Here is a 13,160-nt window from a genome sequence, read left to right on the forward strand (position 1 = left end):
AAAAGATCGCAGCCTGCGGCAGCTCCTACAGGGGAACCCGGTCGGCGAAGCATGCACTATTCCGGTGCATACCGGCAGTCCTGATTACTTGAGGCTACCCGAGAGGAACTGTTGCAGGCGCTCCGACTGCGGATTAACCAGCACTTCGCGCGGGTTGCCGCTTTCTTCAACAACACCTTTGTGCAGGAACACCAACTGGTTCGACACTTCACGGGCAAAGCCCATTTCGTGCGTCACCACAACCATGGTGCGGCCTTCCTGAGCCAGCGCCTGCATCACCTTGAGCACGTCGCCCACCAGTTCCGGGTCAAGCGCCGAAGTCGGTTCGTCGAACAGCATCACTTCCGGCTCCATCGCCAGCGCACGGGCAATCGCCACACGCTGCTGCTCGCCACCGGACATGTGCCCCGGGAACGCATCCTTACGATGAGCCACGCCAACCTTGTTCAGGTAGTGCTCGGCTTTCTCGCGGGCTTCAGCCTTGGACACGCCCAGTACGTGGACCGGCGCTTCCATGATGTTTTCAATCGCGGTCATGTGCGACCACAGGTTGAAATGCTGGAACACCATCGACAGACGCGAACGCATGCGCTGCAGCTGTTTCGGATCAGCAGCTTTCAGCGCGCCGTCCTTGTTGGCCACCAGTTTCAGCTCTTCGTTATTGAGCAGAATCTTGCCCGCGTGCGGCTGCTCAAGCAGGTTGATGCAACGCAGGAAAGTACTTTTGCCGGAGCCACTGGAGCCGATGATGCTGATCACATCGCCGGCTGCCGCTTTCAGGGAAACACCCTTGAGCACTTCGTGACTGCCATAGCGTTTATGCAGGTCTTGGACTTCAAGTTTGTACATGCGGTCGGTTCTCACAAAAACAGTCAGTCAGTCGTTGAGCAAGCGCCCGTGACGCAGCGCTTCGCGCCCCGCCACCTTGGCCAGCCAGAAACCGGGTTGGGCATAGCGCAGCCGTTCAATGGCAAACAGCACCCCGGACGTACCAGCACATACCGTGCTGACCCGATCGGACACAGGGTCGATCACTTCAAAAATCTCGTCACCGGCCTCGACCCACTCGCCGGGTTTACGCAGAAAACTCACCACGCCAGGGTGCGGCGCAAGCAGCAATTCGGTGCCTTCGAACGGCATGCCTTCGCACGGCTCGTTGGCAGGATCGGGCCACTCGCCGGTAATCAAACCTTGCTCGGCGAGGAACGCCAGAATGCCTTCAGCATACGCCTCGGCCTCGGCACGGCCAGTGTCAGCCTGACCGCCCAGCTCGATGGTCGTCGCCAGACACGCCAGCGGAATCTGCGCATCCGGGAACTGCCGCGACAGACGCAGCCACGGCAGTGAGCACGCTTCATCAAAAGAGCTGCCGCCGGAATCTTCCGCCAGCAAGCCAACCTTCACATTCAGGTGCGCGGCCAGCGAACGCCACTGCGGCCAGTGCTGCGGCAGCGCATACAGGTGCAGCGCGGCTTCGGCGTCGCAGTGCAAGTCGAGCACCACGTCGGCGGTGCAGGCATGACTGAGCAAAACGCGCTGCATGCCCTGCAACTGGCTGCTCGCTGGCGGCAATGCGGCCAAGTGATCAGCCATCGCCTGACGGATCAGACGAATGTTGGCGTGCGGATCATCGCCGAGGCTGTCCGCCAACGCTGCCGCTACCGGCGCGCTCAGTTCAACGAAATCACGGTTGAAATTCTTACCGCTGCCTGCCTCGAAACGGCCCTGGAAATTGCCTTGCAGCAATTGCCCAAGACCCAACGGATTGGCCACCGGCACCAGCTCGATCACACCGTTGAGCAGGCCTTTGGCTTCGAGTTCGCCCAAGCGCTTTTTCAGCTCCCAGGCCGTACGCATGCCCGGCAATTCGTCAGCGTGCAGGCTGGCCTGAATGTAGGCCTTGCGCTCACCGCTACCGAAACGGAAGACCGAAATCTTGCGCTCGCTGCCTAAGTGGCTCCACGGCAAAACGTGGTCGATGCGTTCCATATCAGTGCTTCCGCGGAGCGAGGTAGCTCAACCAGCGACGCTCGGCCAGCTTGAACAGCTTGACCAGAATGAAGGTCAGGCACAGATAGAACACGCCAGCGGTGATGTACGCCTCGAACGGCAGGTAGTACTGCGCGTTGACGGTACGGGCCGCGCCGGTGATGTCGATCAAGGTCACGATGGACGCCAGACTGGTGGTCTGCAGCATCATGATCACTTCGTTGCTGTACTGCGGCAGCGCCCGGCGCAGGGCCGACGGCAGCAAGATGCGTTTGTACAGTTTGAAGCGCGACATGCCCATGGCCTTGGCCGCTTCGATCTCACCGTTCGGCGTGGCCTTGAGGCTGCCGGCGATGATTTCTGCGGTGTAGGCGCTGGTGTTGACCGCGAAGGCCAGGCACGCACAGAACGTGGCGCTGGACAGCCACGGCCAGAGGAAGCTTTCACGTACGGCTTCGAACTGCGCCAGACCGTAGTAGATCAAAAACAGCTGAACCAGCATCGGCGTGCCGCGAATCACGTAGGTGTACAACCACGCGGCGCCGTTGACGATCGGGTTCTTCGAGACGCGCATCAGGCCCAGCGGCAGTGCCGCCAGCAGACCAAAAAACAGCGACAGCGCGAGCAATTTGAGGGTAGTCACCAGGCCGCCGAGGTACAGCGGCAGAGCCTCCCAAATGACGTTGTAGTCGAAGATCATAGATCAGCCGCCCTTACGCCTACCGAGTAGCGCTTCTCAAGTTGACGCAGGATCAGCAACGAAACGCTGGTGATCACCAGGTACATCGCCGCCACTGCGAGGAAGAAGGTAAAAGGCTCGCGGGTGGCGTCTGCCGCCTGCTTGGCCTTGAACATCATGTCTTGCAGACCGACCACGGAAATCAGCGCAGTGGCCTTGGTCAGTACCAGCCAGTTGTTGGTGAAGCCGGGAATCGCCAGACGAATCATCTGCGGCACCATCACCCGGAAGAACACCTGAAAACTGCTCATGCCGTACGCCATGCCCGCTTCGGCCTGACCTTTCGGAATGGCCATGAACGCACCCCGGAAGGTTTCCGACAGGTACGCACCGAAGATGAAACCCAGGGTGCCGATACCGGCGGCCAACGGGTTCAGGTCGATGTAGTCGTCATAGCCGAGCATCGGCGCCACGCGGTTAAGCAAGTCCTGACCGCCGTAGAAGATCAGCAGGATCAGCACCAGATCGGGAATCCCGCGGATCACCGTGGAATACAGATCGCCCAGCCATGCCAGCCAGCGCACCGGCGACAGGCGCAGCGCGACACCGATCAGCCCCAGAACGATGGCCAGAGCCATGGACGACAAGGCGAGCTGAAGCGTCAGCCATGCGCCATCGAGGATGACAGCCCCGTAGCCTTTCAACATGATTCAGGTCCTCGAAAGTTGGGATGAAAAAATGGCGCAAACCGCAGAGATTCTGTTGCTTGCGCCATTTCGGACTTGTCGCAGAGACGTCTTACTTGCCGTAGATATCGAAGGCGAAGTACTTGTCCTGGATAGCTTTGTATTTGCCGTTTTCGCGAATGGCCGCGATGGCAGCATTGATCTTGTCTTTCACAGCGTCGCCCTTGCGCACTGCGATGCCTACGCCGTCGCCGAAGTATTTGACGTCGGTGAATGCCGGGCCAACGAAGGCGAAACCTTTGCCAGCGTCGGTTTTCAGGAAACCGTCATCCAACAGCGTAGCGTCAGCCACGGTGCCGTCGAGGCGACCGGCAGCCACGTCGAGGTAGATTTCGTTCTGCGAACCGTATGGCTTGATCTCGGCACCCAGCGGGGCCAGGACTTCGCGGGCGAAACGCTCGTGGATCGAACCACGTTGCACGCCGATGTTCTTGCCCTTCAGCTCAGCCAGACCTTCGCTGACCTGAGTACCGGCCTTCATGACCAGACGAGCCGGGGTGTTGTAGTACTTGTTGGTGAAGTCCACGGACTTCTTGCGATCTTCAGTGATCGACATGGACGACAGGATCGCGTCGATCTTGCGCACTTTCAGTGCCGGGATCAGACCGTCGAACTCTTGCTCGACCCATACACACTTGACCTGCATCTGCTCGCACAGCGCGTTGCCGATGTCGTAATCGAAACCAACGATGCTGCCATCCGGCGCTTTCGATGCGAACGGAGGGTAAGCCGCTTCGATACCGATCTTCAGAGGTTTTTCATCCGCGAAGGAATTCAGCGACAGCACGGACAGTGCCAGGGCGCCAAGCAGCACAAGTTTCTTCATCTTGGGACTCCATCGGTAAAGGGCAAAAACGGCAGAGTGAGCAACAGCCCAATATGCGAATGGTGAATCGGAAATCGGTTGCTGCATCGGTGGGAAATTTCCTATTGAAACCGTCGGAGGTTTCAACGTAAGCAACGATGAGCGAGTGATCGGCATTCTAACGACAGGCCCGAAGCCGATATTTCTTCAATGCGACAACTAATTACAGATGCACAGAGAAAGCGACTTGAGCACATTGACAGCCCTGCAAATTCATGCAGGAGCGAAAGATTGTAAACCGATCTATGCTGCAAATTGCGGGCCTATTATTCGCAAACCCTTCTAATCCGGCAAGCGCAGCGTTGTGTCTTATTTTTCACGAGGTGTTTAAAGGCGCTAAAACGGGGCGATGCGTTTCCCTTTGCCCCGGTTTGGCGCGGGCGGTTACACATTCGGTTACGTGGAAGGCAGGAGGTAACAGCGGGAAATGCCCTACGGCTGAAATCGATAATTATTGGTTGGGTGAGTCCGCGTTCCGACAGCGGACTACCTCGGCGTCCGACAAATTGCCTTCGCGAGCAGGCTCGCTCCCGCAGGGATCTGCATTTTGTCTGAAGGTACTCGGTCAAACTGTGGGAGCGAGCCTGCTCGCGAAGGGGCCGGCCCGATCGACACAAATCCACCAGACACAAAAAAGCCCCGCCCGGCAAAACCGGACAGGGCTCCTATGCTTCTAACGCTTAAGCAACATTCATGGTCTTGTGCGTATCAATCAAATGCTGCACCACACCCGGATCCGCCAGGGTCGAAATATCCCCCAACCCATCATATTCAGCGGTCGCGATCTTGCGCAGAATCCGGCGCATGATCTTGCCCGAACGGGTCTTCGGCAGCCCCGGCGCCCACTGGATCACGTCCGGCGAAGCAATCGGCCCGATCTCTTTACGCACCCAGTTTTTCAACTCCAGACGCAATTGCTCGCTCGGTTCCTCGCCATTCTTCAACGTGACATAGACATAAATGCCCTGCCCCTTGATGTCGTGCGGCACCCCGACCACCGCCGCTTCGGCGACTTTCGGGTGAGCAACCATCGCGCTTTCGATCTCGGCCGTGCCCATGCGGTGGCCAGACACGTTAAGCACGTCATCCACACGCCCGGTGATCCAGTAGTAACCATCGGCGTCACGCCGCGCGCCGTCACCGGTGAAATACATGCCACGGAACGTCTTGAAGTAGGTATCGACGAAACGGTCATGGTCGCCATACAGCGTGCGCGCCTGACCCGGCCACGAATCGAGAATCACCAGATTGCCTTCAGCCTCGCCCTCAATAATGTTACCGAGGTTGTCGACCAGCGCCGGCACCACACCGAAGAACGGCCGTGCCGCCGAACCCGGTTTCAACGCATGGGCGCCCGGCAACGGACTCATCATGTTGCCGCCCGTCTCGGTCTGCCACCAGGTATCAACGATCGGGCAACGCGACTTGCCGACATTCTTGTAGTACCAGTCCCAGGCTTCCGGGTTGATCGGCTCACCGACCGAACCGAGCAGACGCAAGCTGCTGCCGTCCGCGCCTTCAACAGCAGCGGTGCCGGACGCCATCATCGCGCGGATCGCGGTCGGCGCGGTGTAGAGGATGTTGACCTTGTGCTTGTCGACGATTTTCGCCACCCGGGTGATGTCCGGATAGTTCGGCACGCCTTCGAACAGCAGCGTGGTCGCGCCATTGGCCAGCGGGCCATAGACGATGTAACTGTGGCCGGTGACCCAGCCGACGTCGGCGGTGCACCAGTAGACTTCGCCCGGGCGGTAATCGAAAACGCGCTCGTGAGTCATCGCCGCATACAGCAGATACCCGCCGGTGGTGTGCTGCACACCCTTCGGCTTGCCGGTCGAGCCGGAGGTATAAAGGATGAACAGCGCTTCTTCAGCGCCCATCTCTTTCGGCGCACACACGGTGCCCGCCACTTTCATCAGGTCTTCGTACCAGATGTCGCGATGCTGGTTCCACTTGATGTCGCCACCGGTGCGCTTGCACACGATGACTTTCTGGATGCTGCTGGTTTCCGGATTGGTCAGCGCGTCGTCGACGTTAGCCTTGAGCGGAATCTTCTTGCCAGCACGAATGCCTTCGTCAGCGGTAATCACCACTTTCGATTTGCAGTCGATGATGCGACCAGCCAGGGCTTCCGGCGAGAAACCACCGAACACCACCGAGTGAATCGCGCCGATCCGGGTGCAGGCCAGCATGGCGACCACGGCTTCGGGAATCATCGGCATATAGATAGTCACCACGTCGCCGCGGTGTACGTCCTGACCACGCAGGGCGTTGGCGAGTTTGCACACTTGCTCGTGCAGTTCGCGGTAGGTGATGTTGCGGCTCTCGGAAGGATCGTCACCTTCCCAGATGATCGCGACTTGATCGCCGCGCTCGGCCAGATGACGGTCGAGGCAGTTGTAGGAAACGTTCAAGGTGCCGTCGGCGAACCACTTGATGTCGACATGGTGATCGTCGAAAGAAGTCTGCTTCACCGTGGTGAAAGGCTTGATCCAGTCAAGACGCTTGGCTTGCTCGCGCCAGAAGCCGTCAGGGTTGACGACCGACTGCTGGTACATGGCTTTGTAGGTCGCCTCATCAGTCAGCGTATTAGCCAGAACCTCGGGACGAACGGGATACAGAGAAGCCGCACTCATCTTTCCTACCTCGGTGTAATAGTTGTTTTTGTATGACCCCGTTGTAGCCGGAGCGGCCCCATAGAACCATTCGACGATGGTAGTAACAAGCCCCTACAAGTCGTGGCGTTACCGGACCAAAACCCTCAACCCCACGCCCCACGGCCCTTGTAGGAGCTGCCGAAGGCTGCGATCTTTTGATCTTCCGGCGATTGTTACCAAATCTGCCAAAGGTGTTTATCAAAACCCGCTCTGTTTACCCCCGCCCCACCTCCCTAAAATTCACCTCGCCGACAAGGCAAAGCGATTAACAACGTTACAGCCCCCACGAAGGCCGTTAATCCCGCTCTCCAAGTAATGAAACAAAGCACTGAAGTTCCACACGCAACCCCAAAAAGGTTGCGTGACCCCACTCGACCTCAAAAAGGTACATTTGAAATGAAAGCTTTATTGGTTCTGGCCCTCAGCAGTCTGTGCGCAACCGCCATGGCAAACGAGGGCCCGACTGATGTCGCACAGCAACAACCGGCTATTGAGGAGTACACCTACTCCACCCACCTGGACATCGCCAACGTTGTTTCCATGAGCGAAGTGCCAAACGTCTGCGAAGTGGTTCCGATGAAAATGGAATACGACGACTCCACAGGCCAGCGTCACATCCTGCGTTACAGCGTCATGGGCAACGGTTGCACCAATTGATGAGCTCAGACTGCACCGAATTGGATCTCTCAGCGCATCAATGAGGGTCGATTCCAGCCCGACTTCGGTCGGGCTCAGTTGTGTCTGGAGCCGTCAAAAATGCTTGCAAAACACTAGATGTAGTGAAAAACGCGATTTTTTGTTTATTTTTTGAGCAAATCCACAAATACGAAATTTCTTCGAAAAAAAATCTTTCCCCGGCAAAGCCCTGTAAACCAACGCTCTCACTGAAAAACCACCCTCCCCGACCGCTCCATGCGCGGATTCGCCTCAGCACGGCCCGTTTTTTTTCCCTATAATGCCGCCCTAATCGGGACAGCAATATTCCCTTACAGGGATGAACAGCCAATCTGAAGCCCCGCAGCAGCGTTCAACGCGAGCTGCGCCCGTCAGAGGCTCTCGGAACCCCGTACAAAATTCTGTTTTATTGCCTGCCTTAGCTGCTGCAAAAAACGATTCCTTAAGATCCAACGCGGTCTGTACGACCGTGTGAAAAACCAACCAATCAGGTTTCACACGGGGCGACAGGCCCTCACGCAGGAGACGACACGTCATGCTGAGCTGGGACGAATTCGACAAAGAAGACAGTGAAGTAGCAGCAGTGAAAGGCGCCAACGCCGGCCACGCTACTGAAGCCAACATGGACCGCCTCGACAACGCTGGCGGTGCCGCAGCGCTGGAAGCCCGCGCCGTCACCGCCGCTGACTCGGCCGCCGTGGCCCGCGCCAAGGCTGCACTGAACTCCCTCGACGTCGCCGAAGGCCTCGCCGAACTCGAAGGCGCCTCCGCCCGTGTCGCCGTTGACGAAAAGCGCATGATCAACTGCCGCGCCGACCTCAACCAACTCGTGCCATTCAAGTACGACTGGGCCTGGCAGAAGTACCTGGATGGTTGCGCAAACCACTGGATGCCGCAAGAAGTCAACATGACCGCCGACATCGCCCTCTGGAAAGACCCGGAAGGCCTGACCGACGACGAGCGCCGCATCGTCATGCGCAACCTCGGCTTCTTCTCCACCGCCGACTCCCTGGTTGCCAACAACCTGGTGCTGGCCGTGTACCGCCTGATCACCAACCCGGAATGCCGCCAGTACATCCTGCGCCAGGCCTTCGAAGAGGCGATCCACACCCACGCTTACCAGTACTGCATCGAATCGCTGGCCATGGATGAAGGCGAGATCTTCAACATGTACCACGAGATCCCATCGGTCGCGAAAAAAGCCACCTGGGGCCTGAAATACACCCGCTCGATCTCCGATCCGAAGTTCGAAACCGGCACCGTCGAAACCGACAAAGAGTTGCTGCGCAACCTGATCGCCTACTACTGCGTTCTGGAAGGCATCTTCTTCTACTGCGGCTTCACCCAAATCCTCTCCATGGGCCGCCGCAACAAAATGACCGGCGTCGCCGAGCAGTTCCAATACATCCTGCGCGACGAATCCATGCACCTGAACTTCGGCATCGACGTGATCAACCAGATCAAAATCGAAAACCCACACCTGTGGGATGCCGAAATGAAGGAAGAAGCGACCCAGATGATCCTGCAGGGTACGCAACTGGAGATCGAATACGCCCGCGACACCATGCCTCGCGGCGTACTGGGCATGAACGCGGCGATGATGGAGGACTACCTGAAGTTCATCGCTAACCGTCGTTTGAGCCAGATTGGTTTGAAGGAAGAGTACCCAGGGACGACTAACCCGTTCCCTTGGATGAGCGAGATTATGGACTTGAAGAAAGAGAAGAATTTCTTTGAGACGCGGGTTATTGAGTATCAGACTGGTGGGGCGTTGAGCTGGGATTGATTAGTCTTTCAGATTTTTAGTATAAAAACCTCGCCATGTGCGAGGTTTTTTTATGAAACATACCCAACCTAAGTCGCTCAAGATCTTGTCTTAGACACCCACCACAGCTAACTACTAGACATTTTCAGAGCAGATACTACAGACATATACAAAACCGCAACCAACCCAAACTCAACCACCAAAGTCATAAGCACGATTTCAACAAAAAGAAATCGACTAGTTCGCCAAGCTCGACTGATTTTTTCGACAACACTCTTCAACTGATCTTTTAGCGATAGCTTCTCTACCTTTCTTACTTCATCGACTTTAAATGCATCCTCCAAAAAACATGAGGCATTTGCATAAGCAGCAACCACAAACATTGCAAAGCAAAATACACCAGTAAAAACCCTTGCAAATGTAGGATTATCAAACTGCACACCAAACTCACGAACCTTCAAAAATGCGACAAATGATATCGACAACATTAGCGCTTGTGGAGTTAAGTTCCTCAAAAACTCTAAAAAAGGCTTACGCCCCCTTCCGGTTAAATACATCACCCCTCCTACCAAATTTCAAATTAAAATCCCCAAACTGGAATACCCCCGCCCAACGTCAAACCATCACTCATCAAAAGCAAGAGAAAAGTTTCGCCCCTTGATCAAAACTTGGCTCCCAAACAAATCTTCTTTAAGGGAAAAAATCTCATCTCTAAAATTATAAAAATCTTGCCGAGATAAATATATTCTACCTAGTACTTTATCTTGGGTTGCGGCAATCTCATCGGCACTCCACTTTGGCAACTCTTGTTTTAAATACTTAACAACCCTGGGCATCAAAATTCTCGCATGCTTGTCACATATAGCCCGAATCACTCGCATCAAAACCCCCGCCTCATTAGGATTGTCGGCCAACACAATATCCAACTCACCTAACCTAAGACACTCCAAGTAAGAAGATGACGAGATTATTTTTTTTTCTTTAAAAGAATAAGCTACAGCATCCCAATTGGTTATAGTCGTAAGAAGCAAACTATCTCGACCAGTGTATGCAACGTAATTATTCTTGAAGGCCCAAGTCTCACGAATAGGCCACACATCAACTGTCCACCCACCTACCTCAAGCCGATAACCACCAAACTTATTTCTATGGAACTCTTCAATTTCGCGTGAGAAAAAAACCGTTAATGAATCAACGGAGCAATCTACAACCAAATCGATATCTGAGTTAAAATCTTTAGCCCCAAAAAGTGCGATATCTCTCAGAAGGCCGCCAAAAACCAGCACCTCTCCAACGTCGGAAAGGCGCTCAATAAAATCAATCACATCAGCTCTTTTTTGTGAGTCGAAAAATCTTAAGACTCGCTTCTTAAAAGCCTGATTGTTAGCTGCAATGTCTATCATAGAGTGGCTTTAATTCTGAGTGCAATGTAATTAAATAACTATCCGTCATACCAGAGATTGCATCCGCAAGAAGTTGAGCTTCTTTATAACCTACAGACAAATCGTTGCCCGGATCAGAGAATATACGGCGGTAGCTTTCAGAAATCCTTGAATACACATATTTCCCAAATGGAGTTTCAGATTTAAAGCCCTTGTTCAACCTACCGTGTATCCCTACCCACAGCATATCCATCGTTTCTTCAATGTAATTATTACCTCTCAACTCCAACTCCAGCACACTTTTATGTTTGAAGCCGTATGCCATATCAAAATCTTTTAAGACACTACAGAATTTCGCCGCCGAGGACACACTCATAATCCCCTTATAAATTTGTTGCCCGCCCACAAAATCATTTGACAATATAGAGAATTGCTCGACAACTGCCTTGACCATTGCCGTAATTGCATGAACTCGAAACATCTGCATCGAGCAATCATTTAACTCTTGAGGACTAAGCGAGCCTTGCTCAAACTCAGAGCTATGTTTCCTCGCTGCAAAGACTACTCCTTGAGCTACGGGATCTTCAGAACAATTTTTTTCTAGATACCTAAGAAGATCATAATAGGACGCAAGCCCCTTCTTCACAGTATCCTCTGCATCCAGAACGGAATAAGCAATATCATCGCAGGCTTCCATTATATAGGTTAACGGATGCCTAATACCCGCTGACAAACCGGTAGCCTCCCAGACCTCCGCGACAATTTCAGCTTCCGATTTAAAGAAACCTTGTTTCTTCCACTTTCCCTTATCAATTCCCTCTGTCGATACCGGGTACTTTATCAAAGCCGCAAGTGTGGCATATGTCAAATTAAGGCCAAACTGATCATTCAAAATCTGTAATTTTGAAACAAGTCGCACGGTCTGCGCATTACCATCAAAATTTAAAAAATCGGACGCTCCATCATCACTCTCACCAAAAATTTCCGACTTATTTTTTACAAACCAATTTCTGATCGCGTACTCGCCCTGATGACCAAAGGGCGGATTGCCCATATCATGCACTAGCCCTATAGCAGCGAGTAATGCAGGAATGCTTCTTTGCAAAAACTCACTCGACCCAGCTTTACAAAAAATCCCTTCGTTTTCATACACTAAACGCAGCCCAATACTTCTCGCCAAAGTGGCGACTTCATGTGAATGCGTGAGTCTATTTCTAACACTGTCATTTTTATCTAAAGGAAAAACTTGTGTTTTATCTGCCAGCCTTCTTGTCGGTGCGGAAAATAAAATCCGATCATAATCCCGCTCAATTTCAAATCTACCATTTGCAGTAGCAGATACATCTACGGCCTTCAACCTGTCCTTTCTACGACTCTCATTCAAGAGCTTAGTCCAGTTGAGCATCTGAGTTCCCTTTCAAAGATTTATAGAAGATCGCATGATACGGGAGAAATCATACGGGCTAATAGAGCAAATCCCCCTCTCACGTATGGTTACAACAATGGGAATCGCTGGCTGGACAACTGAGGCTCATCCCCATACGCTCGCTGCCTGGTGCCTAAGAAACACCTCACACAGCGGACTCACCGCACCCGACAGTCGCGGCTTTTTTGTGCCTACGGTTTCCCCGTGCGCATCAAAAAACTCTGTTATGCCGGGAGTGGGCGAATACAAGACCCGAAAGGGGAATATGTCCGGCCCTCTGTGTGGGGTTTCTTAGCTCCCGGCACCCAGCCCTAAGAAAGCTGACATCACACAGAGGTAAAGGATATGCCTAAGAATGTCTCCTTCTGTACGAAGGTAATCGGCTCCACACGCTCCACATTCTGCATGCTTCTAGGTATGGAGGCATGCAATGTCTGACTCACACAACCCCACACTTTTCACCCGCCACAACCTCTCTCTCCACGCCCTTCTCCTTGAAAACCAACCATGGTTCTGCGCCCGCGACATCGGTCGCTTGATGGGTGTGCATCTGAGCGAACGCATGGTCAACAAGCTAGACAAGGATCAACGTCGCGTTCTGTCGATTGAGTATTTCCGGCAACCCGAAAAGCAACTGATGCTCAGTGAATCCGGCGTCTATGCGCTGCTGGTTTATCACTACGTCCCGGGCAATCGGTTGCTGCGTGAGTGGCTTACTCATCAGGTTGTGCCAGCCCTGCGCGATGCGGAGCCCTCGGGACATTCAGATAGGCCGATGTTAAGTCTGTTGGATTGGCCGGAGATGTCGTTGAGTCTGTTGCATTGGCAGAACGAGGGTTGGATTCGGCTGCGAGACATGCCCTATCTGTTGAGCGATCAGACACCACGAAAAGCGATGGGCACGAAGCCTTGGTGGCGAAGGGTGGCTCAGGCGTTTCAGTCGTCGAAGCATTCGATGGGGTAAGCGATACGCTTG

Annotated in this window: 12 protein-coding genes; 3 read left to right on the forward strand and 9 right to left on the reverse strand. The window is 54.1% G+C overall.

Annotated features, from left to right (window positions below):
- Window positions 1-84 precede the first annotated feature (84 nt).
- From ACA043_RS22310 to acs, 6 genes are all read right to left on the reverse strand, one after another.
- Window positions 85-849, reverse strand: coding sequence for an ABC transporter ATP-binding protein (locus tag ACA043_RS22310; RefSeq protein ID WP_102354226.1), 765 nt, complete (start codon window positions 847-849; stop codon window positions 85-87).
- Window positions 850-876: 27 nt separating this feature from the next.
- Window positions 877-1,989 carry a M14 family metallopeptidase gene (locus ACA043_RS22315; protein WP_497657936.1) on the reverse strand — a complete coding sequence of 371 codons (1,113 nt, stop codon included), beginning with the start codon at window positions 1,987-1,989 and terminating at the stop codon, window positions 877-879.
- 1 nt (window position 1,990) lies between these two features.
- Window positions 1,991-2,689: an ABC transporter permease gene (locus ACA043_RS22320; protein WP_187679286.1), complete on the reverse strand. Its 699-nt coding sequence runs from the start codon at window positions 2,687-2,689 to the stop codon at window positions 1,991-1,993.
- Window positions 2,686-3,375 carry an ABC transporter permease gene (locus ACA043_RS22325; protein WP_007912702.1) on the reverse strand — a complete coding sequence of 230 codons (690 nt, stop codon included), beginning with the start codon at window positions 3,373-3,375 and terminating at the stop codon, window positions 2,686-2,688. The genes ACA043_RS22320 and ACA043_RS22325 overlap by 4 nt, the downstream gene beginning before the upstream one ends.
- A 91-nt stretch (window positions 3,376-3,466) precedes the next feature.
- Window positions 3,467-4,240 carry an ABC transporter substrate-binding protein gene (locus ACA043_RS22330; RefSeq protein ID WP_497657937.1) on the reverse strand — a complete coding sequence of 258 codons (774 nt, stop codon included), beginning with the start codon at window positions 4,238-4,240 and terminating at the stop codon, window positions 3,467-3,469.
- A gap of 719 nt (window positions 4,241-4,959) precedes the next feature.
- The gene (gene acs, locus ACA043_RS22335) at window positions 4,960-6,915 is read right to left on the reverse strand and encodes an acetate--CoA ligase (RefSeq protein WP_497244512.1); all 1,956 of its coding nucleotides are present in this window, start codon (window positions 6,913-6,915) and stop codon (window positions 4,960-4,962) included.
- A 417-nt stretch (window positions 6,916-7,332) separates the two neighbouring features.
- Here acs and ACA043_RS22340 point away from each other — a divergent pair, with 417 nt between their 5' ends.
- The gene (locus ACA043_RS22340; RefSeq protein WP_401271958.1) at window positions 7,333-7,593 is read left to right on the forward strand and encodes a DUF2790 domain-containing protein; all 261 of its coding nucleotides are present in this window, start codon (window positions 7,333-7,335) and stop codon (window positions 7,591-7,593) included.
- Window positions 7,594-8,146: 553 nt separating this feature from the next.
- Complete coding sequence (locus ACA043_RS22345) at window positions 8,147-9,397, forward strand: ribonucleotide-diphosphate reductase subunit beta (protein WP_187679290.1); 1,251 nt, start codon at window positions 8,147-8,149, stop codon at window positions 9,395-9,397.
- A gap of 107 nt (window positions 9,398-9,504) precedes the next feature.
- Here ACA043_RS22345 and ACA043_RS22350 read toward each other — a convergent pair whose 3' ends face one another.
- From ACA043_RS22350 to dgt, 3 genes are all read right to left on the reverse strand, one after another.
- On the reverse strand, window positions 9,505-9,933 hold the full coding sequence (locus ACA043_RS22350; protein ID WP_497657938.1) for a hypothetical protein: 429 nt from the start codon (window positions 9,931-9,933) through the stop codon (window positions 9,505-9,507).
- Window positions 9,934-9,999: 66 nt separating this feature from the next.
- A complete protein-coding gene (locus tag ACA043_RS22355) occupies window positions 10,000-10,779 on the reverse strand; it encodes a hypothetical protein (RefSeq protein ID WP_497657939.1) in 780 nt (259 codons plus the stop codon).
- The gene (dgt, locus tag ACA043_RS22360; protein WP_497657940.1) at window positions 10,760-12,163 is read right to left on the reverse strand and encodes a dGTP triphosphohydrolase; all 1,404 of its coding nucleotides are present in this window, start codon (window positions 12,161-12,163) and stop codon (window positions 10,760-10,762) included. Before dgt ends, ACA043_RS22355 begins: the two co-directional genes overlap by 20 nt.
- A 451-nt stretch (window positions 12,164-12,614) precedes the next feature.
- On the opposite strand from dgt, the gene ACA043_RS22365 reads away from it, so the two are divergent.
- A complete protein-coding gene (locus ACA043_RS22365; RefSeq protein ID WP_497657941.1) occupies window positions 12,615-13,148 on the forward strand; it encodes a BRO-N domain-containing protein in 534 nt (177 codons plus the stop codon).
- Window positions 13,149-13,160 lie beyond the last annotated feature (12 nt).

Source organism: Pseudomonas sp. LBUM1648, assembly GCF_059716145.1.